Below are 23,650 nucleotides of genomic sequence, written 5' to 3' on the forward strand. Positions count from 1 at the left end.
TGTATGTTTGTAATGTGGTTAGGATAAAATATTTTGTTCAAACTCTTTTAACCTGTTGAAAATTTCTGTGCATGAAAATCAGGTTGCCAAAGCCCAATACCTATAAAACGTAGTGTAACAACAAAAAATGGAAAAAACTAGTCAGTAATGGAAAAATTAACAAACAAAGAAGAGGAGATCATGCATATTTTATGGAAGCTAGAAAAGGCTTTTGTTAAAGATGTATTAGCTGAAATTAAAGATGACAAACCACATTATAACACACTTTCTACTATTATTAGGAATTTAGAGGATAAAGGTTATGTTGCTTATAACGCCTATGGCAAGACCCACCAATACTATCCTGTTGTTAGCAAAGAGGATTACAAGAAAAAATTTATGAGTGCGGCCATAGGCCATTATTTTAATAATTCTTATAAAAATATGGTGTCCTTTTTTGCCAAGGAAGAAAAAATTAGTGTAGAGGAGCTTAAAGAGATTATAGCTCTCATTGAAAAAAACAACTAGCCATGGAATATTTATTAAAGGCCAGTGCCGTATCCATTATTTTTTATTTTACCTACAAAGTTTTTTTGCAACGTGACACCTTTTTCGGGTTTAACAGAGGGTTCCTTTTGTTGGGTTTAATAACTTCTTTTATTATTCCTTTTTTAGTAATTCCCATATATATCGAATACACGCCTACTTTACTAACAAATTATAATTTTAGCGAGGGTATTGCACTCGAAAGCACAGAAGCACCTTTTAGTGCTATAGACTATCTTCCTTTAGTCTATGTAACAGGTGTTCTTTTCTTTTCCTGCCGTTTTATTATGCAATTGGTCTCATTAGCTAAATTAATTTTTAAAAATAAAAGTGAAAAGAAAAATGGTTTTTCATTTATAAAAATCGATACTAATATTTCGCCATTTTCATTTTTTAATTGGGTTGTTTATAATCCGAACCAATTTAACAAAACTGAGTTAGATCAGATTATTGCACACGAAAAAGTACATGTACATCAATACCATTCTATAGATATCCTATTAACACAGCTTACTTGTATTGTGCTATGGTTTAATCCACTTATCTGGTTCTACATCAAAAATGTAAAACAAAATTTAGAGTTTATAGCAGATCAAAAAGCACAACATAAATTTAACTGCAAAAAAAGTTATCAAACCACATTGCTAAAAACAAGTATGCCTTCTCATCAAATGGCATTAACCAATAATTTTTACAATTCATTAATCAAAAAACGAATCGTTATGTTACACAAATCAAAATCAAAAAAATGCAACCTGTTTAAATATGCTTTAGTACTGCCCTTGCTTGCTGTGTTCCTGATGGGTTTTAATACTAAGGAAATTTATGTGGCCAAAACAGAAGATAAGACCGAAAACCGTCATAAAATATTACAAACGTTAATAATCAATAAAAATTTTACAGAAAACAATTTTGAAGAACTAAAAAAACAATTGAAGTTAAACAACGTCTCTTTACTAATTGACAATGTTGCAAGAAACAGTAATAACGTAATAATTAAGTTGACTATAAAAGTAGAAAATGAACAAGGAAGTGCTGGTGCAACATGGGAAAATGAAAACAAACCTATTCCTGATATTGAAGTGGGAAAAAATAAAAACGGAAAAGTATTTGCAAGAACGGTTTTTAGCTCTGTTGACAAAAAGTCCCCACTTTTAAAAAACCTGAAATTACCCCACTTAAATCCTAAAAATAAAGTAAAACAAATACCTACAAAACTTAACACAGATATCCAAGAAATAGTAACATTTAAAGTGTTAATAACCAAAGATTTTACAGATGCCGATTTTAAAAGCACAATTAAACAAGCTAAGGATAATGGTACAACTTTAAAGTTCAATAAAATAAAACGTAACTCAAATGGTGAGATTACCAGTATCGCTGCTTCTTTTAAAAACAGTAAAGGCTCAGGGAATTTTAATTTAAACGGTAACACACCCATAAAAACATTTGCATATTACCAAAACGATGAAGGTTTTGGTTTCGGTACCGAAATAGAAAATAAGGTTGTAAAAGGAAGGCTTCTATCTAACACAAAGGCGGTTATTGACCGCGAAAACAATAAAAACAAAAAATCAAGTGTTTTTTTAGTTAAAGAAGATACCTTGTATATAATTAACAATTCAAAAGCTCATTCAATTTCAAAAAGCATTTCCCCAAAATTCCACCAAGGCAACAAAACTATTTCGGCAGATAGTATTTATTTTGGTATAAAGAAATCAAATTTAGAATCTACTTCTAGCACATATACAGATTCTACCAAAACTATAAAAAGTAAATTTGTTACTGGTTATGGCAATAACGAAAATGCCAACCCTCTTTATATCTTAGATGGCAAACAGATTTCTAAAGAAGACATGAAAGTTATTAATCCAAACAATATCCATTCTTTATCAGTTTTAAAAGATAAATCCAGCACCGCTTTATATGGAGATAAGGCTAAAGACGGGGTGGTAATCATAACAACTAAAAATGATTTGAAAACTGAATTTAAAGTCGGAACACCTTTAAATTCAAATAAGACCTACACCTTTGAAATGAATAATGCGAACAAGAGAACCGAGGGGTCCATCGATGAAAAAACTGGGAGCATCACCTTGAATGGACACGCTAAACTTAACATTAAAGAAAGTGATATCGGGTTAATATTTGTTGACGGAAAAAAATCTACTTTAAAAAAAGTAGAAAAACTTCCTGCCGAACACATAGAAAGCATAATTGTTTTAAAAGGTGAAAAAGCAATAGAAAAATATAGAGACAAAGGAAAAAATGGCGTTGTAGAAATTACGACTAAAAAAGAGTAAAAAACGATACCAAACTATGGAAATTTAAGACACTCAATACTGGGTGTCTTTTTTTGTTCTTTAATATTTTAAAAAGATGAAACTGGCAAAAAGTATCTTTTTTTAAATAAATAGCCCCTTGGTAATAAAAAAAGCACCCAAAATACCTCTACAATTATTTCATTTAAAAACAAAAAACCACATTTTTAATTACAAAATAAAACTTTATTAAAGAAAGTCACTCAAAAACAGCAATCAATTACATTTTTTCACTTACAATTTCGTATTCAATTTCATCAATTTTCATAAAAACGTTTGGTAAACATATTGGTAAATATATATCTTCAAAAAACATTGATATAATAAACCTATTTAATAACCTTTAAAACCTAAAAATATGATAACACTTGCCAAACTTATAATTGATGTTGTACTAATTATCATCTCAATTATATAAATTTCACTAAATGTAAAACTTAGTCTAGAATAAGTTTTACTATTTTTATAAAATGCAAAAGCAAGTATTTAAATTTTTAGCGAAGGTTAATAAAATAATTTTACCCAGTTATTCTAAACAACGATTGGATTTAGCAAAAGCAAATAAGCTACAAATGGCCATTATTGGTTGGAGATGGTTTGTTACTAAAAATGCTTTAGATTGATTTCATTTATGGATTGGTTTATATGGAAGTGGCTTAAACTTTTTTTAATTGATCTTCTTTTTGCCTCTTGTAATAATAAAGTATAGCCATTAGCTCCTTTTATTTTCTTTATTAAAAATCAACACCTTATCCTCCAAGTACACTATTATTGTTATGCACTTCAATCGTTCTAAAGGTTAAATTTATTCTGGGCATATCTATTAATCTGGTTGGAGGCAATCGGTGCAACCAATGAATTTGCGTGGTATCTTTCATGACCAATAAACTACCATGCTCTAATATTAAGCTTACTTTTTCTTTGCTTTTTTTATGCTTAAAAGCAAATTTTCTTTCTGCCCCTAAACTCAAAGATGCGATAGCACCGTGCTTTTTTAAATCCTTTTCACCATCACTATGCCAGGCCATCCCTTCGCCTCCATGATGATAAAGATTTAGCAAACAAGAGTTAAAGGTTTCTCCTGTTCTGCATTCAACCATGGTTTTTAAATCCCGCAATGCCTTGGTCCAATTCAATGCAAGCTTCGTGGTTTTGGAATAGGTATATTCAAAAGGTTTTTCGCCATACCAAGCCACTTTGCGCTTGGTTATTATTTTTTTACCAAAGATAATGGCTTCATCATGTTTCCATTCAATAGTATTTAGCAACGTATTAAAAAAATAAGTTGCTTCCTGCTCTTCTAATAATTTACCATAATAATTTACTGTTCCATCCTTAGGAAGCAGATTTTTTGTTGCGTCTATTTCCATATCAAACAACGTCATTTTTCCATTTTTTATATGCCGCCTTCATACAATGTCCACAGGGACGAAAATTATTTTTTAATGCCTCTTCTTCAGTCGAAAAGAACACACGGTTCTCTCGTTTCATTCGCTTGCCCGATTTACAATTCAAATGGCCATAAATCTTCAAATGCTTATGGCCTCCAAAAAGAATTTGCTTCGTTTTTATTTTTGCTCTTAAAACGGTGTCCAAAATATCTTTATGCTTTATCATTACTAACTTATGGCATCGTGAAAAATAATGCCTATAGTATGTCTTTCTCCACTATGTAATTCGCTTACACCATGCTTCATATTGACCCTGTAATAACCTTTTGCACCTTTTACCGGTCTAAAATTGGTAGTAAAAATAAGCATATCCCCTTTTTTTGGTTGCAGTACAGTAACTTTAGATTGCGCCCTTGGTATTTGTTGCGTAAGCACAAATTCCCCGCCCTTAAAATCGACATCTGGCTCATTCAAAAACAAAACCGTTTGAAGCGGAAAATAAACATCCCCATATAAATCCTGGTGCAAGGTATTAAAACCTCCTTTTCCATATTTTAAGATCAGGGCGGTTGGTTTTAGTTGGTTATTATCGCGGCATTGTTGCTGTAACTCGTTAAATGCTATTGGAAATTGTTTGTCAATTTTTAAAGCTTTCATCCATAGGTTGGCTATTGGCACTAACTTAGGATAAATATGTTCCCGTAAAGTTTGAATTGTTCTCGGTAGTGGGTAATCAAAATATTTATATTCGCCCAAACCAAAACGATAACGTTCCATCACAACTGTTTTTCGATAGCCCTTTGGGTTTTTATACAAGTTTTTCAACACTTCACATAAAATACCCGAAAGGAATTTTGGAACCACAGCATATCCTTTTTCGTGCATATCTGCATCTATTTTATTCCAATCAATGGCTTCTATATTTGAAACTAAACCTTCCATACTATATGTCCATTTTAGCAGCTTCCCAACCAATGATCGCAGATTTTCGAGTATTTCCCCACATATAACCTCCAATACCCCCTGTTGACCTAATAACACGGTGGCAAGGAATTATAAAGGCTACGGGATTGCTTCCAATGGCCGTCCCTATAGCTCTTGAAGCTTTGGGCTTATCGATCATTTTTGCAATGGAGCCATACGTAGATAGATTTCCCATTGGAATTTTTAAAAGTGCCTCCCATACTTTTAATTGAAACGGTGTTCCATTTAAATGTAATTTTATTTGATTGAGTTTACTCCAATCGTTTTGAAAGATAAACAACGCATTTTGTTGCGCAATATCAACAACCTGATTGTAATTAGCATTTGGGAAACGGCTATTTAACCTTGACAATGCTTCCCTTTTATCTTCGAAGAAAGCCATATGACAAATACCTTTTGAAGTGGATGCCACAATAATATGTCCAAAAGGGCTTTCGGCAAAACTATAGTTTATATCAAGGTTTTCTCCTCCTTTTTTAAATTCACCAGGAGTCATCCCTTCAATATTTATAAACAGATCATGCAAACGACTTGTTCCAGAAAAACCAGTTTGGTGGGCGGTATCAGATAATGTGGCCTGCTTGTCCTTTAATAATTGCTTGGCATATTCAATACTAATATACTGCATAAACTTTTTCGGACTCACGCCTGCCCAATCTGTAAACAAACGTTGGAAATGGTGCGGGCTTAAATGTACACTTTCCGCAATATTGTTTAAAGAAGGTTGTTCTTTAAAGTTTTTTCTAATGTAATCAATTGCTTTAGCAATTCGATTATAATTAATTTTTTCTTGATCTGCCATTTCCTTGAATTTTATGGTACAAAAGTACCCCTCTTTAAAAGACTATAAAACCCGATTCTTGCTAAACACTCGGCCATTTGTATTCTCTTATTGAACTCATTTATAGAAAATCGGTTATGATTTTAAACAGCCTAATAAAATTACCTATCGTTATTACATGATGTAATTTTTAATCTTGAATTGTTCTTCAAACCCCAGTTTAAGATATAAATTCTTTCCCATATTTGATGCTTGTAGGGTTATATATTCACTATTCATTTTAATTGATTCATTTATTAAAAGTTTCATGATATCTTCTGCATAACCCTGTCTTCTTTGTTCTGGTATGACACCAACAGAATGAATTCCCGAAACCTTGTTTGTGTTAAACAAAACCCCCGTTCCTACAGCTTCATTATAGTGATAGGCTATATAATAATGAATGTACTGATATGATGCGTTCAATAATTTGGGGTTAATGAAATACCCAAAAGACTTTTCGAATAAAACAGACCATAATTCAAACGCTTTCTTAGTAGTGATTTTTATCAATTTTAAGTTTCCCAATTCAGCAAATACCTTATCTGCTTTTAATGACATCCCTATTTGTTCAAATTTAAGATGAAAGCCATTTTCCTCAAGTAGTTTGAACGAATCGCTATGATAAATATCCCAATAAGGCAGCACTAAACCAGAAGCCAAAAAATTCAATTTATCTTTTGCATCAGCTACCTGATCTTGGTCTATTTCTTCATTAAACCATAATCTATTGGGCCATTCGGAATTTTCAACGAAGCTATATTCGAAATCTTTTTCCTTGAAATAAGCATGAAACGGCTCACTTACGGTCTGCCAAAGTGAAGTTAAGTTCTCTATATTTGATTTTATACTGTTCATTTAAAATTAATTAACGTGATTCCCAAAACCATTGACAGCATCCCTAAAATTCTTTTTACTGTTATTGGTTCTATAGGCAAATTTAACCAACCATAATTACCTGCAATTACTGCAAAAATCAATTGTCCGCAAAGACCAAGGGAGATCATGGTTGAAATTCCTAGCTTAGGAATGGTATAGTAGTATAGACTGATACCCAGTACGCTAAAAAATCCACCTAAAAACCATAAATAAAACGGTACTTCCTTTATTTGCAGTGCTGTAGGCAACGATTTAAGATTGATTACAAAAAAGAACAGTGCAAAAATGGCGCTACTTAAAAAAGCAATCAGGCTCGCTAATAAAGGATTTTTTAATAAAACGCCTAATTGAGCGTTCAGACCACCTTGCACGGCTAAAAAGACACCGCCAATAAATGCCAAAAATAATACAATATAGTTATTCATATTTCTATTAAAAATGCTTGTTTTATATTTTTTTATGCAAATAACCTTTCAATAGATTTCCTAACTTTTTTCTTGTATTGCGTATAGTCTTCTTCCGAACGGTAACCTATGGCGGCAATTACAGAGGCATTCAATCCTTGCTCTTTAAGATTTAATATCTCATTATACTTATCCACTTCAAAACCTTCCATTGGGCAAGCATCTATTTTTAGTTCTGCACAAGCATTCAATAAGTTTCCTAAAGCGATATAGGTCTGGTTCGAAGTCCACTTGTCCCTTTCTATATCAGATCTGTTCATAACATCTGCTTTAATAAAATCTGAATATCCCTGTAAAGCAGAGATGTCCGTTCCCTCCATTTGGGATTTTAAGGTGAAGTACGCATCTATATCTGCTTCTGTTACTGTTGTATAATTACAAAAAACAACTAAATAAGCAGCTTCAGTTATCTGTTTTTGTCCGTAGGAAACTAATCGTAATTGTTCTCTTAACCCATTATCTTCAATTATTAATACTTTGTATAATTGAAGTCCATACGAAGAAGCGGATAGTTGAATTGCGGTCTTTATTTCTTTCAGGTCTTCCGAAGAAATTTTTTTAGTGGCATCAAACTTTTTAGTGGCATACCGCCACTTTAAATTATCTATTAAACCCATTTTATTTTTTATTTTGATTTATGATGCAAACATAAAATGAGCGGTAAAGCTGTGCCTTTACATATGTTGATTTAAGTATTTTTCTTTATATTTTTTCGTATCCTGCTTAATTGCGTAGGTGTAATTCCTAAATGAGAAGCAATATGTAGTTTTTGTATTCTTTTGTCAATATCTGGATGTTTATCAAGCAACTTAATGTACCTATCGGTAGCATTTTCCATGACCAAGGAAACTTCTCTTTGCTCTTTGTCAATAACCCAGTTTCTTTCCAAATAGGCAATATAGAAATTTTTTAAATCAATATTGTTTTCAATAAGTTCCCTATATTTCTTGTAGTTAATACTAATAAGCAGGGTTTGCTCCAGAGCTTCCAAAGCAAAGTCTGATGGTTTAGTTAAAAGGCATGAAACCGTAGAGCCTGCAAAATCATTTTCAAGAAAAATATTTTTGGTATAAATGTTTCCATCATAATCAGTAACATAAGCCCTTAGCACACCTTTACAAACATAGTACACGTTTTTTGCTATCTGCCCATTTCTTAACAATATGTCACCTGCTTCCAAGGCTTTAAAAGTTATTATAGATCTAATCAAAGACCAAGATTTATCTGAAATCGGAAAATAACTTTCAATTTTTAATCTTAATTCTGAAATGTGCAGCTCTTCTATCAATTATAGGTTTTTATTAGAGTTTATACTTACTTGACTTTGAACAAAAGTAGAAAAAAGGAAATTATTTTGAATAAGCTCCTTCCTATGTTTAGTTTTTATCGCTAAGCGATACTATTTCTCATTTCCATAGTCCAACATTCTGGAAACCAAAGTTTCCTTTCCCATTTGCTTTGGTGATATTAAAAATATGTTGCATAATCAGCATGTCTCTTTTAGATGCGTCCATCATCATTTTATCAACCATTAAACCTAAAAATGGTTTTAGAGGGCAAACAGGGACAAGGGTTATACGGATTAAGATTTGTAATAGGTACAAATTGTTAAAAGAAAATCATTCAGCGAAGTGAAAATGAGGAGAGGTATAGCTACAGTTTCATTTTATATTACAGTAATTCAAATTGTAAATAGTTAAAACAATTAGAGCATTTTTAACGATTACATAAAGTATTTTTTTAATTTAAACCTGTTATAATCTATGACCAACAAAATAACTATCCTGTATGTCTTGAAGTGCTGTGTCATTTAAAGGTTTACTTATAAGACCTTTGACTTCGGGAATCCTATTTGCCTTTTCTTTATCTTCAGGAGTCAATGACGTTGTTAGCATGATCACGACTGTTTCATCTTGTCCTTCTTTGTTGAATTGTAAATAAGCTTCGATAAATTCCCAACCATCCATAATAGGTATATTTACGTCCAGCAAGATAAGTTCTGGTTGCGGAAACGCCCCATTTTCTCTGGACCTCAAATATTTTAACACTTCTTTTCCTCTTTCTAGGGCAACACATTTTTATACACATCCAGATTTTTTAATTATAATCTGATTGATATAATTAGTAGGCATATCATCATCTATGAGTAGAGTAGAATACAATTTAATTTTCGATTCATATATTCTTAGTTTTTTATAATTTGACTTTGATCATGTAAAGCGAAACGTACTTCTTATACCAATTATGAATTAAAATGAGCTACAGAAAACGACATTGCTTATTTGTTTTTGCCTGCTGCGTGTTATTTGCATAGCCTAAGCTATGGAAATGACGAGTAAAGTGATAAAACAAATTAATGAATGAGTTTGAATAGCGTATTTTAATTCATAATTGGTATTATTATTGGTTTTAGACCTTATCCATAATGATACATGATGTAAATAAATTATTTTTAAACAATGAGCAATATCTAGCTTGTATATTCATGCTAAAGATGTAAGTGCTTAAAAATTGTAAATATTTTTTTGAGGTTGTAAGTTCTACTCCCATCTCATTATCTTGAAATGAAAACTCCCAATGATTAGTCATCTCCCGGATAGAAATCATCATTTATGGATCATAGTCTTTACTACTAAACTTAATAACATTGTATTTACAAACACTAACACCCTCATTCGAACAACTGCTTTAGAAATAAGATAAAGACTCTTGTTAATGTGTGTATTAAGTCGACCTTTACATTTCTGGTTAAGTAGTCCTGAAAAATCAATTAAGGTTTGAAGTCGCTCTAGTAAATAAAGCCCTTTGCTTTGCTTTTTCCATTGTGAGATATAAAAAACCATCTTACCACAAAGGGCATGGTGTCTTGTAGAAGTACAGATCACTACCCGAACAGCTATAATAGAAATAGTGCTATTCCCAAACACCAATTTAATACATGATTTTTAATCATAACATGTAAAATCTGATAACACAATCAAATAAAAAAAATCCTATAACTTATCAAATGTTAATTCCTGACAATAAAAAAAATTCTTATCTACCTCTCAAAAACCTCATATGCAAGTCAATTATATCTTGTGCAAACAACAATATAACTAACCCATTGCAATTCTTTGTAAAAATAAAAGACTCTAAAGCCACTTTGAAAATAAGTTTTGCTCTACATTATGACTAGAAATAAATTATTATCTTAGTGATTAATTACTTTTAAAAGGCATACCCATTAAACATATATTACTTATAGGAAATGTAGATGGAAACTCAGTCTCTTTACTACGATATGTATCTAAATTATGTCGAGATCTAAACCTACGTTTGCATATACTAAAGGTTGAACCCAAAAAGCAAGAATCTTCTAATATTTACCCAAATTATAACTGTCTGGTATTAACTACTCATAAAAGATTTTTTTTGCAAAAATTAATTGATCCCAGCACTATACTAGGTTTTTTAAATAAAATAGAAACACCTACTTTAGTATTTAAATACACTTCAGATAAAGTGAATTAAATATTTAAAGTAATATGAAAGAAAGGTTTCTTAATTAAAGGAACTCATTTAAAGTTTTAGAACGATAGTGAAAATCAGTCTTTTTTAGCCAATTGAAAAACCTCTAATAAGTTCAAAGAATAAATATAAACCCAACTATCATTACTTATAAAAAAAAAAATCGACTACTAAAAAGCAAGTATCATGAGTAAACTAAAGAAAAAAATAGGGCTTGCACCCGGGTCAATAGTATTTACTGGAAACAGAAAGGTTGATAAAGTACTTATACACCACGTACAATATGATAGCAATAATCTAACAGAAAGGGTTTTAAGCAACCATTCAAAATCAACATTAATCAAATCTGATGAGCTTTTAATTGATTGGTATGATGTAAGAGGGATGCATGATACAGAACTGATCGGTTTTTTTGGCAGTACTTTTGATATCCATCCCTTAATTTTAGAAGCAGTCGTTGATATCAATCAAAGACCCAAGTTTGAGGAATATGCTAAAGGGAATTTTATACTGCTTCGCTCATTAGTGTTCGATCCAGTAAAATTAGAATTAAAAAAAGAACATATTGCCATATATTTCAACGATCAATTTATAGCAACATTCCAAGAAGACGAAAGTGATTTGTTCGAATCTGTTAGAAAACGCATAAATGTAGATAGATCCCGAATAAGAACCCGCGGTGCAGATTATCTCGCCTATGCCTTGATAGATGAAACTGTTGACAACTATTATAATGCTTTAGAGAATATTGAACTACAAATTGAAACTTTAGAAGAGACTATGATAGAAAATGTAGACCATAGTACTAAAAATAAAATTCACCGTTTAAAAAAGGAGTTATTGTCCCTACGAAAGTCTATATTACCACTTAGGGAAGCCATAGCTAATTTTTATAAAACAGAAAGTAGCTTTGTTCATGATGACAGCCGTATTTTTATAAGGAACTTGTATGAGAATACCGTTCAGATTATGGACACATTAGAATCCTATCGGGATATATTGAATGGCTTACAAGATCTCTTTATTTCAGAAGTTAGCTTTAAAATGAATAAAGTAATGCAGCTGCTTACAATTATTTCGGTCATATTTATTCCATTGACTTTTCTTGCAGGTATTTATGGAATGAATTTTGAAAATATACCTGAACTCAAATATAAATATTCATACTTTATCCTATGGGGTATTATGGTGGTCATTTTTGTTTGTATGATTTACTTTTTTAAAAAAAGAAAGTGGCTATAGATTGCTGTAAAATGCGACTTCCTTACCTCCTTAATCGAAAAGAATTCCTCGACGCTCTAAATCGGACCTGCCGGCAAAGGCTACGGTGTACCCACATCTTTTTTCAATATAAAGAACAAAAGCTTATACCAAATGAATTTAAAAATGATTGGTAATAAATTTGAATTATATTTTCTTTAGAGGTGATAAAAAACATATGCATAGCCTAGTTATGTTTTTTATTGAAATTTAAAGGAAATTGTAATCGAAGATTCTTGAACTCCTTTTATAAAAATAAATGATAGTGAGCTAAACGGATTTAACCTGTTATTTTGAAATTTATTTGGTATTATTTCCCTTTTTATTTACTTTTAGCTCACTGATCTTATTTGATAAATAGGTGTTCGTGAATCTTCGATTTCTTTGCTCGTCCAAAGAAAAGTAACAAAAGAAAAGACGCCCTTTCGTGAGGGATTCCTTCTCACGCTCTCGCTTGAGAAGAACCAAGCCCAAAACTTCGCGTCGCCCCACCGCAATGTCCAACGCCAATGCTCCTGTGCTCCGAAGCTTTTGCGCTTTATCCTTCCGAAAGGTCGGGGACAGCCCAATGGCTTTTTCCCGACAATGGGCAGAGGGACCTGACCGCACTAAAAAAGAACGGTCACGGGGCTGGTACAGCGGCCTATCCAGGGTTCTGTTAAAAATCAAGGGGTCAGCGTAAAGGCCTTGAGATAAAAAGCTGTTTGAGCCAGGCATTGGATCATTGGTGGTCCTGCATTTATGGCAAACAAAAGGGCTAGCAAATAAACAAAGGCCACATGGCGAGTTCTTTTTATCTGTGGCTGGGGCCTCCGTAGCATTTTCTACAGAATCCTGGTAAGCCTAGACCTTTTTGGGTCTTTTTGCGGCAATGGCAAAAAGATCATAATAATTATTTTGTTTATTTATTTGTGGGTACTCCGTAGCCGGCAAAGGCAGGATTGTCATTCCCATGAAATCGTAAGATTCATCAATTCATTAATATAACGTGAGTTCGATGTAAGTATGATATTATTGAGCTGACTATCAATAAATTAATATTGACTGTCAGGTTGAGTACTTCGGTAAACTCAGCACAGGCTCTGTCGAAACCCATTTAAATAGCAGGTTTTAATGACCTTTCGACTTTTGTTTATGCTGAGCCTTTCGACTTCAAGATAAACTATAGTCGAAGTACTCAAGGCGACAAATCGCTTTATTAGTGATTTTATTGTTAAAAACGCCCTTGCCTGCCTAATCGGCAGACAGGTTTTAAATCGAACTCACGTTAATATAGAATGAATAACTAAAATAGTTAGGCTTTATATTTAAAAAAGAGGTTTAATAATTAAAATAATCATTTAAACTTTCACTTAATATTGTCCTTAGCATCCAACCATAAAAACAAGTGTTTTCCTACAAAAAATCAGAAGGTAGTAAACGAGAAACTGACATTGGTTTAGCTAAAATTAGCATTTTTTTATATAGTAAACGGTTTATTATAGGTTCTATTGGTTGAGTTGTTGATAAATGAATTCAATAATTTCTTTGTATTTGGATTCATCTACCAAGTTTGACAGGTTATTTTAAATAATTCAACCAACACACTTTTATTTAAAGATACCAATAAAAAGATTGATATATTTAGAGTCATATAATTTTTTCCTTATAGTTTTAAGAGCTTTACCGATTTGACCTTCTACAGTATAGATCGAAATCCCTAAAGCTTTTGCTATTTCTATATACTTTAATCCATCATATTTACTTAACAAAAATATTTCTTTACATCTGGGAGGCAAATCGTCTATAGCTTTTCTTAGAGCTATAAGTCGTTGCTCACTTATTTGATTGTCTTCTTCATGAATATCATTTAACGTATTGTACCGTAAAGCTTCTAATCTTTCATTTATTCTCTTCTCCTTTCTAATGGAATCCAAGAATTTATAATAAACCGATTTAAAAAGATAACTTTTTAATGAAGTATGTATTTTAGTTTGGTTTCTGTCTTCCCATAACTTTAACAAAATATTTTGCACGATATCTTCTGCCGATTGACTATCAGTATAGTTTCGGATGTAAATACAAAGTTCGTTGTAGTAAGTAATATAAATGAACTTATATACTTCTCTATTTCCTTTTTTTAGCCCTTTTAAAAGCTGTTTTTCTGTATACTTCAAGTACCATAGAATTTTTATATTATTTACTTAAACAAATAAATAACAAATTTACCAAACCAAAAAAATAAATTTAATAATGGTGGTTTTTATAAATCTAAACGACATTACATTGTAGAGTAGTTGAATTTACGAAAAAATAATTAGGAAACATGACGCAAAAAAGTTTAGAACATATCATTATTAAATATTTAAACAATGAGTCTTCAGAATCAGAATTGAACGATTTGGTACTATGGCTAGAGAACAAAGAAAACCTAAACACTTTTAAAGAATACTTAGAAATAAACTACACTTTAAATAAAGATTTGATTTTTGACTCCCTTAAAGCATATAACAGCACACTAAAGACTCCAACAAAAGTTAAAGCAATTCCATTTTACAAAAGAAACATTTTTAAATATGCTGTAGCTGCATCTGTTGTTCTCCTAATTTCTTTGACATTTATTTTTAATAAAGATGATACAAAAGTTATTGAGCCCATAATAGTAAATAACAACATAAAAATTGGTACTGATAAAGCAAAATTGACCTTAGGAGATGGTACTGTCATCACTTTAGAAAAAGGGCAAGAATATATTGCAGATAATTTAGAAAGTAATGGTAAAGAAATAATATATAAGGCTTCGGCTTCAGCAAAACCAGAAATTGAATATAACTACCTAACCGTTCCAAGAGGAGGTCAATATTTTGTTAAGTTATCCGATGGCACTCAAGTGTGGCTAAACTCTGAATCACAATTAAAATATCCTGTAGCTTTTGTAGAAGGTAAAACGCGAGAAGTTGAGCTTGTTTATGGTGAAGCCTACTTTGAAGTGACCAACAGCACAGAACACAAAGGCTCACATTTTAAAGTTTATAGTAACAATCAGGAGGTTGAAGTATTAGGTACTGAGTTCAATATCAAGGCCTATAAAAACGAAACCCATGTTTACACCACCTTGGCTGAAGGAAAAGTAACTGTCAATCATCAAGGCAAAACACAAACACTCGTACCAGGGCAACAATCAAATTTAGACATCAGTACCAATAACTTAACTGTGCACTCTGTGGATGTAAATATGGAGGTTTCATGGAAAGATAGTATTTTCATTTTTAGAGGTAAAGCATTGAAAAAAATTATGGCAGTATTGTCAAGATGGTATGATATGGATGTTATTTATGAAAACCCAGATCTTGAAAATATTCCATTTAAAGGCGTGTTAGGCAAAAATCAAGCCATCGAGAACATTCTTTCGGCCATAAAAGGCACTGGGGTTATTAACAATTATGAAATACACGATAAGACAATTGTACTAAAATAAATTAAATCAGATAATAATAATAATAATCAATAACAATCCGCCTATGATAAATAAATAACAAAGCAAAGGGAGTAAAGTTTAAACCTTCGAAAGCATAAAACTCTATCCCCCTTTTCAATTACCAATTAATTAAAATATTTTAACTAACTAATAACACTCAAATTTATGGAAATTAAATTAACTAACGTCGATTTTTTCTTTAGAAAGCGACATTTAATAATCTTTATGAGGACATTCATTTTGTTATACTGTGTATCGCTATTTAGCTTAACGCCAAGCAATATCGTGTCTCAAAATTCTAAAATTAAAATAAAAGCAGATAACACGCTAACTGTAGATGAGGTGTTCGATTTAATCATGCAACAAACCGATTTTAAATTTATTTACCCTGAAGGTATCTTTAAAAATTTTTCAGAAGTGCATGTGAAAAAAGGCATTATTAGTACTAATAAATTATTGCAACAAAGTATTTCTAATGGCAATCTAAACATAATTCTTACTACTGATAATACTATTTTAGTAAAAGAAGCCAAAACCATACAGCAAATAAATGTCTCGGGTAAAGTAATTGACGACAAAGGGATACCCATACCTGGGGCAACAGTCTTAATAAAAGGAACCGCAAAAGGTACATCTACTGATTTTGACGGTAGCTATAGTATCACAGTTCCCAACCCAGAAAATATTTTGGTGTTTTCTGCTTTGGGATTTGTTACACAAGAGATTGTAGTTAGGGATCAAACTGTAATTAATTTAATCTTTAAAGAAAACCTTAGTGAATTGGATGAAGTTATAGTTGTAGGTTACGGTACTACTAAAAAAAAGGATTTAACAGGATCTGTATCCTCTGTGGATTCCAAGCAAATCCAGGAAGTAAAAAGTCAGACTGTTGATGGTGCTCTTATAGGACAAATGCCTGGGGTTTTTGTCAATGCGCAAGCTGGCGGACCGGGAAGTGGTGCTATTGTAAATATACGTGGACTCAGTCAGATTATAGGTGATAACCAGCCCTTATATGTGGTTGATGGTGTTCCTATTACCATAAATCCCAGATTTTCGGATGCAGCGAGCCTAGGGGTTAGTGGTAACAGGGAAAATCCGTTATTATCCATCAATCCTGCCGATATAGAACGTGTGGACGTTTTAAAGGATGCCTCGGCAGCTGCTATATATGGCTCCCGTGCGGCAAGCGGCGTTGTTGTAATCACTACAAAACGAGGAAAACGAAATCAAACTCCCCGGTTAAATTTTTCTTATAATACCACTATACAAAATACATTGAATAGATATGATCTTTTAAATGCGCAGCAATTTGAAGATTTTTTAATAGACCAAGGGCTTGCCAGTGGTGTAACGTTTGGAAATGCGGATACAGATTGGCAAGATGAGACCACCAATAAGAATGCCATTTGGAACGAGTATTATCTGGGAGTATCCGGAGGTTCGAGCAAGGTTAACTATTTGGTCTCAGCGCGTGCAAGTGATCAGGAAGGATTGATGGCAGGGAATAAATTCCATAGATACAATTTTTCTTCCAGTGTTGAAGCCGACATATCTGAAAGGTTTAAAATTGGTACAAACATAACATATAATTATTCAGTTAATAGACAATCTGCTCTTACAAACTTATCCCGAGGTGGGTTTTTTAGGCCCGATCAACCCGTTTATAACGAGGATGGCTCTTTTACAAGTATTTCTACACGTTACGGTTTCCCGCAATACAATCCATTAGGCGATGCAGCAAAGGTAAGGGATAAGGCTATTTCAAAAAATTTGCTAGGCTCGATTTATGGAGAATACGAACTTTTTAAAGGACTAAAGTTTCGTTCTCAGTTAAGCCTGAATCTGAATGATAATAAAAGTACTGTATTCTTACCATCTTATACCTTTGATTCCCAATTTAGTGAATTAGCTTATGGAACGACCGGAGCACTTTTAACCGTGCAAAATACAACAGGGATAAGTTCATCCTGGTCAAATACACTAAATTACAAGAATACATTCGCTCAAAAGCATACGTTTGATGTGGTTGCCGGTATCTCATACGATTATTCTAATCTTGAGCTGGACGCACAATATTATAGTGGTTTCCCAGATGATGATATTCTTACAGATATAGGCTCTTCACAAGGTGTATACAATTATAGAAGTGACTATAATGAAAATGCTCTAAACTCAATTTTTGGAAGGGTTAATTATAATTATGATAATAGATATTTGGCCACATTCACTGCTCGTTATGATGGTTCCATTAAATTTGGACCAGATAACAAATATGGTTTTTTCCCATCAGCTGCACTCGCATGGAATGTTCATAACGAAGATTTTTTTAAAGACAATAACCTTTTTAGTCAACTTAAATTACGTGCCAGTCTTGGTCGCACAGGCTCCGATAATTTACCTGCATACTCTTATTTGTCATATTATGGTGCCCTGCCCCTAGGGGAATCCAATTACGATGGCATCAATGGTATCGTAGTGGAAGGCGTACCTAATACAGAAATTCGTTGGGAAAAAACAGACCAACTGGATTTAGGAGTTGAATTCGGATTTTTCAGTAATAGATTACAAGGCGAAATCGTATATTTTGAAAAGAAAACAAGTGATATCATACTCCTTGTACCTCTATCGGCAGAAACCGGTGCATCTGTTTGGAATGCTAATATAGCCGACGTAACAAACAAAGGATGGGAATTCTTGATAGGAGCCGATATTATTCAATCAAAGCATTTTAATTGGAATTCATCATTCAATATTTCGTTCATAGATAATAATGTGGATGCTTTAAATGGAGGTAACACGTCGGCCTCCGGAAGTATTGGTATTATGGAGGGGCAACCTATTGGATTTATTTATGGTTATCAGGTAGATAAAATTGCACAGACCCAAGAAGAGATCGATGCGCTGAACACAGCTGCTCCAGATGGAAATTATTTTAGTTCATTGCGCGAACCAGGCGATTATATATTCCGTGATTTAAATGGTGATGGTGAAATTACGGCCGATGACCAAGAACCTCTAGGTGATATTAATCCCGATTACTTTGGGGGATGGAATAATTTGTTATCCTATAAAAATTGGGATTTTTCACTAAACTTTAACTTTGTTAAAGGTGTTGACCGGCAATGGCGACGGGCAGATGATGAATTTTCGACAGTCAATGCAGATATGAATAAAACTACAAATATTTACAATACCTGGACACCGGACAATACAGATGCCTATTATGCGAGAATGGGTTCAGGAACTCATGTCACAACATCCCGCATTGTTGAAGATGCATCTTACATAAAACTGCGTTCCGCTTCAATTAGCTATAATGTAAACCCAATCTGGCTTGATTCTTCAGGAATATCAAACGTTAAGTTGTCTTTAACCGGGAATAATCTATTTGTTATTACTAATTATCCGGGGATTGATCCGGAGAGTGTTAGTGGTCAGAGAGCCGGACTTACTACCGATGCTATCACGGATAGCGGTGTGTCTTATCCACAAGCCAGAACTATTACTTTTGGAGTGAATATCAGCTTTTAATTATTTAAATCTATTTCTATGAAATTTATAAAATATATCTATTTAGGAATTATATACCAGATCGTACTTTTCAATATATACTCATGTCAAATTGCAGAGGAATTGGAAGATAGAACCCCAAAATACGCACTGGATGCAGATAAAGCCATTGTGGACGAAGTAACTGCAGAACTAGCATTAATAGGGGTTTATTCAGGTTTTAGACAAAGGGGAAGTGTTGAGGGCATGCCGCAAATATTTCTCTTACCATCCATATTAAGTGGTACAGGAACACCTAACCTCATTTTTAACGATACTCCGGAAATGGACTCTTATGTTATTAATAATCCTATTTCTACGGATGCAACATACAATGTTGCTTCCTATGCCAGAATGTATGAAATTATTAATCGTTGCAATTGGTTGATTGAGAAAGTTAATCTTTTGAGCGGTGAAGATTTCATGAATCCCACTCGTAAAACTGAAATTTTAGGAGAAGCAAAAGCCATCAGAGCCACTTGTCATTTTTATCTTTTACGCTTATGGGGTCAATTCTATGATCTTAATTCTGAATATGGCATTGTTTTAAGAACAGAACCTGTGAGATCAGACAAAGCTTTGCCAAGAAACACCGTTGCTGAAACCTATGATCTTATTATCGCTGATCTTGATGAAGCCATAGCAAATGCACCAACCTTTAAAGCCAGATATTATGCTAACAAGACCTACTCTAAAGGATTAAAGGCTAAAGTTCTTTTATACAAAGGCGATTATCCAAATGCTGCACTTTTAGCGAAGGATGTTATTGAAAATTCCGGTTCTAATTTTATGCTTGCCGCTAATTATATGGATCAGTTTGACAATACAAGCACCTCAGTCTTTGATAACCCAGAAGTGCTTTTTGGTTCAAAAGGCGATAAGAGTGAATCTATTCTGGGTATAGGTAATTTTACTGGTTTTTGGATGTCTGTCACCGGAGCACTGAACCAGGTTGCTAATGATTTTACTACCATTAATGGTCAAAATATTACACATGATGGGGACCGGATAGCTTCAACCATTTATGATGCCGGAGCTGCCTTTGGATTAGATACCAACAAATACATTACCAGAGGTTCTGCAGATTTATACGAAATGGTTTATCATTTAAAAATGGACGAAGTATATTTAATCTATGCCGAAGCGGCAGCACGGTCCGCCGAAAATGTAACACCGGAAGCTCTGGATGCATTGAATGCCATTCGTGAAAGAGCCGGAGCCACAAGTACCGGAGGCGATGGCTTTGAAACCTATCCGGAATCTATTAGTTTTAGTGAGTTTCTTGAAGCGGTACGTATTGAGAAATATATTGAGCTGGCTATAGAAAATGGCGAAGAATGGTTTGACCTGGTACGATATCATTTTGTGGATGGTTTCGATGTAACCACTGTGAAACCCACAGCTACAAATCCGGATAAATATATCTTACCCATAGAAACCAATTCCATACAAGTAGGAGGCAATGTGGTTGATCAGAATCCATCCTATTAAACTACACGATTGTTAAAGAGATGCCGGTCAAATCTTGACCGGCTTTCTAACATTTAACAATCACCAAATCAAAATTTAATTATGAAAACATTAATTTATAAACCATTGCTCATGCTGTGGGTTATGATTCCTTTTCTTGTTACCGGTCAAACCGATGAAAAGGTCACAAATACCATGGTGCCCAACTTATCAATAGATTACGAATACTATGAATTGGATAACGGTTTAAAAGTGGTCCTTCATATAGATAAGTCAGATCCTATAGTAGCAGTGGCCATTCAATATGGCGTGGGTTCCAGTAGGGAAGTTTTGGGCAAAACAGGCTTTGCACATTTATTTGAGCACATGCTTTTTCAGGAATCTGAACATGTTCCTCAAGATCAATTCTTTAAAACCATTCAGGATGCCGGTGGAAGCTTAAATGGTGGCACCGTACAGGATGGCACCATATATTATGAAACAGTTCCGAAGAACGCCTTGGAAACCGTCCTTTGGATGGAAAGCGACCGTATGGGATATTTTATTAATACGGTAACGCAGTCCAGCTTTGTTAACCAACAAGAGGTTGTTCAAAATGAAAAGCGCATGGGGGTAGACAATACACCCTATGGGCATACAAGCTATGTAATAGCCAAAAATATCTTTCCCGAAGGACATCCTTATAGTTGGCCGGTATTGGGAGAACTGGAAGATCTTAAGAAAGCCACCTTAAAAGATGTAAAGGAGTTCTACAATAAATTTTATGGACCAAACAATGCCACCCTTGTGATTGCCGGAGATTTTGATGTCTCACAAGTTAAGGTTATGATTGAGAAATATTTTGGTGAAATAAAAAAACATGGTACCAATAAGCGTCTTAAACCTCAAAATGTAACTATTAATAAGGTTAAAAGACTTTATCACGAAGATAATTTCGCGACAGCGCCACAGCTTAATATGGTTTGGCCCACTGTAGAGCAGTATTCAAAAGACTCCTATGCACTTGATTTTCTTTCAGAGATACTTTCTAATGGAAAAAAATCCCCTTTATATCAGATTTTGGTCAAAAACCGCAAGCTTACTTCGGCTATAGGTGCGCAAAGTAATTCAGGCCAGATAGCGGGAACGTTCGGGATAAAAATTACAGCGAATGACGGCGTCGATCTCGATCGTGTTGAGGTGGCTATTACAGATGCATTAAAGGTGTTTGAGGAAACCGGTATAACAGATGCTGCAGTTGAGGGGATTAAAGCCCGTCTTGAAACGGCGTTTTATGCCGGTTACATGGGTGTTATGGGTAAAGCCTATGCATTGGCCCGGTATACGGATTATACCGGAGATCCCGGGTTTTTCAAGAAAGATCTAGAACATACCATGGCCATAACTAAGGAAGACGTTATGGCAGCTTATAATAAGTATGTAAAGGACAAACCTTACGTTGTAACGAGTTTTGTCCCAAAAGGTAAACTGGAACTTGCTGTTTCAGGTTCACAAAAAGCGGCTATAGTTGAAGAAGAAATTACTGAAAATGTTCAGACGGCTATAATGGATAGTGCCAATGAGGTTAAAAAGACCCCCTCTAAGATTGACCGGAGTAACGCTCCTGAAATAGGTGAAGCTCCCCCATTGAAGATGCCTGAAATTTGGGCAGCGGGCCTAGATAATGGGATGAAGGTTTATGGTATAGAAAAAGACGAACTTCCAATCGTGAATTTTAGTATTGTTCTGGATGGAGGTCACTTATTTGATCCAGAGGACAAGAATGGTATGGCAAATCTTTTTAGTAATATGATGATGCAAGGTACCGCCAATAAAACCCCTGAGGAACTTGAGAAAGAAATAGAGCATTTAGGTGCAAGTATTACGATGAACACCCACGACGAATCTATTTTGATGATGGTAAGCACCTTGAAAAGAAACTTCTCAAAGACTATGGCGCTCGTACAGGAGGTTTTGATGGAGCCACGATGGGATCGGGAAGCATTTAACAGGATTGCTACACGTATTAAAAACAGTATAAAACAATCGGGTTCTAAACCGGATGTTATTGCAAACAGCGTTTATAAGAAAGTACTTTATGGCAAAGATCATCCGTTTGCACGTCCTATCAATGGTACTGAAGAAACTATAGATAACATCACTCTGGCTGATCTTAAGGAATTTTACAATAAAAATCTATCACCTTCGGAGGCAAGACTTCATATCGTGGGAGCAGTTTCGCAATCAGAAGTGTTTTCAGCTCTTGATGGATTTGTAGCGTGGAAGATGAAAGAAGTTGATATTCCCTCTTTTAATACGAAAAACACCAGAGACAAATCTACATTGTATTTTGTTGATGTACCCAATGCAAAACAATCTGTAATAAAGATAGGCTATGTAGCAATGTCAAGAACCAGTGCCGATTTTTATCCTGCTGAAGTTATGAATTATAATCTTGGCGGTAACTTTTCCAGTCGTGTTAATTTAATCCTTCGCGAGGAAAAGGGTTACGCTTATTACGCTGAAACCGGATTCAGCAAAAGCAGGATGCCCGGAACTTTTACGGCTTCAACGAGTGTAAGAACGAATACCACTAAGGAATCCGTTGAAATTCTCAGAGATCAAATTTCCCGGTATAAAGATGGTATTTCTCAGGAAGCACTAATCTTTACTAAAAATGCTTTAATAAATTCAAATGCAAGAAGGTTTGAGACTAATTATGCGCTGCTTCGCATGCTACAGGAAATTAGCACTTATAATCTTGATTTTAAATATATTGAACGTGAAGAATCCATCACAAACCAGATGACGCTTAAGCGTCATAAAGAACTTATAAACAAATATCTTGACACGTCTACAATGGCTTATCTTGTTGTGGGCGATGCTAATACGCAGTTTCAGCAATTTAAGCACATGGGCTTTGATGACGTTAAACTTTTGGACAAAAAAGGAAATGAAATAATTCTGAAAGAAGTGACAAAATCTTCCACCAATAAATGACATTTTCAGATGTCGGAAATAATATTAAAAAGGCAAAT

The 23,650-nt window shown here is 33.8% G+C and carries 17 protein-coding genes and 1 pseudogene; 8 read left to right on the plus strand and 10 right to left on the minus strand.

From position 1 onward, the window contains the following. Positions 1 to 147 precede the first annotated feature (147 nt). The 3 genes from PQO00_RS04390 (at position 148) to PQO00_RS04400 (ending at position 3,469) form a co-directional block, all read left to right on the plus strand. Positions 148 to 507: a BlaI/MecI/CopY family transcriptional regulator gene (locus tag PQO00_RS04390; RefSeq protein WP_274183617.1), complete on the plus strand. Its 360-nt coding sequence runs from the start codon at positions 148 to 150 to the stop codon at positions 505 to 507. 2 nt (positions 508 to 509) lie between these two features. Then, the gene (locus tag PQO00_RS04395; RefSeq protein WP_274183618.1) at positions 510 to 2,828 is read left to right on the plus strand and encodes a M56 family peptidase; all 2,319 of its coding nucleotides are present in this window, start codon (positions 510 to 512) and stop codon (positions 2,826 to 2,828) included. A 488-nt stretch (positions 2,829 to 3,316) separates the two neighbouring features. Further along, complete coding sequence (locus PQO00_RS04400) at positions 3,317 to 3,469, plus strand: SsrA-binding protein (RefSeq protein WP_274183619.1); 153 nt, start codon at positions 3,317 to 3,319, stop codon at positions 3,467 to 3,469. A gap of 126 nt (positions 3,470 to 3,595) precedes the next feature. On the opposite strand, the gene PQO00_RS04405 is transcribed toward PQO00_RS04400, so the two are convergent. The 9 genes and pseudogenes from PQO00_RS04405 to PQO00_RS04445 all read right to left on the minus strand — a co-directional run. Further along, complete coding sequence (locus PQO00_RS04405; protein ID WP_274183620.1) at positions 3,596 to 4,231, minus strand: alpha-ketoglutarate-dependent dioxygenase AlkB; 636 nt, start codon at positions 4,229 to 4,231, stop codon at positions 3,596 to 3,598. Further along, positions 4,218 to 4,463 carry an Ada metal-binding domain-containing protein gene (locus tag PQO00_RS04410; RefSeq protein ID WP_274183621.1) on the minus strand — a complete coding sequence of 82 codons (246 nt, stop codon included), beginning with the start codon at positions 4,461 to 4,463 and terminating at the stop codon, positions 4,218 to 4,220. Before PQO00_RS04410 ends, PQO00_RS04405 begins: the two co-directional genes overlap by 14 nt. A 2-nt stretch (positions 4,464 to 4,465) precedes the next feature. Then, on the minus strand, positions 4,466 to 5,179 hold the full coding sequence (locus tag PQO00_RS04415; RefSeq protein WP_274183622.1) for a 2OG-Fe(II) oxygenase: 714 nt from the start codon (positions 5,177 to 5,179) through the stop codon (positions 4,466 to 4,468). A 1-nt stretch (position 5,180) separates the two neighbouring features. Further along, a complete protein-coding gene (locus PQO00_RS04420; RefSeq protein WP_274183623.1) occupies positions 5,181 to 6,023 on the minus strand; it encodes a methylated-DNA--[protein]-cysteine S-methyltransferase in 843 nt (280 codons plus the stop codon). A gap of 153 nt (positions 6,024 to 6,176) precedes the next feature. Further along, on the minus strand, positions 6,177 to 6,899 hold the full coding sequence (locus tag PQO00_RS04425; RefSeq protein WP_274183624.1) for an N-acetyltransferase: 723 nt from the start codon (positions 6,897 to 6,899) through the stop codon (positions 6,177 to 6,179). Next, a complete protein-coding gene (locus PQO00_RS04430) occupies positions 6,896 to 7,345 on the minus strand; it encodes a DMT family transporter (RefSeq protein WP_274183625.1) in 450 nt (149 codons plus the stop codon). Before PQO00_RS04430 ends, PQO00_RS04425 begins: the two co-directional genes overlap by 4 nt. Before the next feature lie 32 nt (positions 7,346 to 7,377). Beyond that, positions 7,378 to 8,001, minus strand: coding sequence for an NAD(P)H-dependent oxidoreductase (locus tag PQO00_RS04435; protein WP_274183626.1), 624 nt, complete (start codon positions 7,999 to 8,001; stop codon positions 7,378 to 7,380). 71 nt (positions 8,002 to 8,072) lie between these two features. Next, the gene (locus PQO00_RS04440) at positions 8,073 to 8,594 is read right to left on the minus strand and encodes a Crp/Fnr family transcriptional regulator (RefSeq protein WP_274183627.1); all 522 of its coding nucleotides are present in this window, start codon (positions 8,592 to 8,594) and stop codon (positions 8,073 to 8,075) included. Positions 8,595 to 9,138: 544 nt separating this feature from the next. After that, positions 9,139 to 9,441: pseudogene (locus PQO00_RS04445) on the minus strand (response regulator); the annotation flags it as partial. Positions 9,442 to 11,080: 1,639 nt separating this feature from the next. Between PQO00_RS04445 and corA the strand changes: the two are divergent. Further along, entirely contained in the window at positions 11,081 to 12,136 is a 1,056-nt protein-coding gene (corA, locus tag PQO00_RS04450) for a magnesium/cobalt transporter CorA (RefSeq protein ID WP_274183628.1), read from the plus strand. Positions 12,137 to 13,743: 1,607 nt separating this feature from the next. Here corA and PQO00_RS04455 read toward each other — a convergent pair. Further along, positions 13,744 to 14,310, minus strand: a complete 567-nt coding sequence (locus tag PQO00_RS04455) for an RNA polymerase sigma factor (RefSeq protein WP_274183629.1) — start codon at positions 14,308 to 14,310, stop codon at positions 13,744 to 13,746. A 149-nt stretch (positions 14,311 to 14,459) separates the two neighbouring features. On the opposite strand from PQO00_RS04455, the gene PQO00_RS04460 reads away from it, so the two are divergent. The 4 genes from PQO00_RS04460 to PQO00_RS04475 all read left to right on the plus strand — a co-directional run bounded on the left by PQO00_RS04460 (position 14,460) and on the right by PQO00_RS04475 (position 23,612). Continuing rightward, positions 14,460 to 15,611, plus strand: coding sequence for a FecR family protein (locus PQO00_RS04460; protein ID WP_274183630.1), 1,152 nt, complete (start codon positions 14,460 to 14,462; stop codon positions 15,609 to 15,611). Positions 15,612 to 15,836: 225 nt separating this feature from the next. Next, the gene (locus PQO00_RS04465) at positions 15,837 to 19,145 is read left to right on the plus strand and encodes a TonB-dependent receptor (protein WP_274183631.1); all 3,309 of its coding nucleotides are present in this window, start codon (positions 15,837 to 15,839) and stop codon (positions 19,143 to 19,145) included. An 18-nt stretch (positions 19,146 to 19,163) separates the two neighbouring features. Then, positions 19,164 to 20,654: a RagB/SusD family nutrient uptake outer membrane protein gene (locus tag PQO00_RS04470; RefSeq protein WP_274183632.1), complete on the plus strand. Its 1,491-nt coding sequence runs from the start codon at positions 19,164 to 19,166 to the stop codon at positions 20,652 to 20,654. A gap of 81 nt (positions 20,655 to 20,735) precedes the next feature. Then, positions 20,736 to 23,612: a pitrilysin family protein gene (locus tag PQO00_RS04475; RefSeq protein WP_274183633.1), complete on the plus strand. Its 2,877-nt coding sequence runs from the start codon at positions 20,736 to 20,738 to the stop codon at positions 23,610 to 23,612. Positions 23,613 to 23,650: the final 38 nt, after the last annotated feature.

Source organism: Flavivirga sp. 57AJ16 (genome assembly GCF_028736925.1).
In the GTDB taxonomy this organism is placed as follows: domain Bacteria; phylum Bacteroidota; class Bacteroidia; order Flavobacteriales; family Flavobacteriaceae; genus Flavivirga.

Coding starts and splice junctions, on each gene's coding strand:
- PQO00_RS04390 (WP_274183617.1), top strand. CDS start 148: ATGGAAAAATTAACAAACAAAGAAGAGGAGATCATGCATATTTTATGG.
- PQO00_RS04415 (WP_274183622.1), bottom strand. CDS start 5,179: ATGGAAGGTTTAGTTTCAAATATAGAAGCCATTGATTGGAATAAAATA.
- corA (WP_274183628.1), top strand. CDS start 11,081: ATGAGTAAACTAAAGAAAAAAATAGGGCTTGCACCCGGGTCAATAGTA.
- PQO00_RS04435 (WP_274183626.1), bottom strand. CDS start 8,001: ATGGGTTTAATAGATAATTTAAAGTGGCGGTATGCCACTAAAAAGTTT.
- PQO00_RS04470 (WP_274183632.1), top strand. CDS start 19,164: ATGAAATTTATAAAATATATCTATTTAGGAATTATATACCAGATCGTA.
- PQO00_RS04465 (WP_274183631.1), top strand. CDS start 15,837: ATGAGGACATTCATTTTGTTATACTGTGTATCGCTATTTAGCTTAACG.
- PQO00_RS04400 (WP_274183619.1), top strand. CDS start 3,317: ATGCAAAAGCAAGTATTTAAATTTTTAGCGAAGGTTAATAAAATAATT.
- PQO00_RS04405 (WP_274183620.1), bottom strand. CDS start 4,231: ATGACGTTGTTTGATATGGAAATAGACGCAACAAAAAATCTGCTTCCT.
- PQO00_RS04395 (WP_274183618.1), top strand. CDS start 510: ATGGAATATTTATTAAAGGCCAGTGCCGTATCCATTATTTTTTATTTT.
- PQO00_RS04425 (WP_274183624.1), bottom strand. CDS start 6,899: ATGAACAGTATAAAATCAAATATAGAGAACTTAACTTCACTTTGGCAG.
- PQO00_RS04410 (WP_274183621.1), bottom strand. CDS start 4,463: ATGATAAAGCATAAAGATATTTTGGACACCGTTTTAAGAGCAAAAATA.
- PQO00_RS04430 (WP_274183625.1), bottom strand. CDS start 7,345: ATGAATAACTATATTGTATTATTTTTGGCATTTATTGGCGGTGTCTTT.
- PQO00_RS04475 (WP_274183633.1), top strand. CDS start 20,736: ATGAAAACATTAATTTATAAACCATTGCTCATGCTGTGGGTTATGATT.
- PQO00_RS04460 (WP_274183630.1), top strand. CDS start 14,460: ATGACGCAAAAAAGTTTAGAACATATCATTATTAAATATTTAAACAAT.
- PQO00_RS04420 (WP_274183623.1), bottom strand. CDS start 6,023: ATGGCAGATCAAGAAAAAATTAATTATAATCGAATTGCTAAAGCAATT.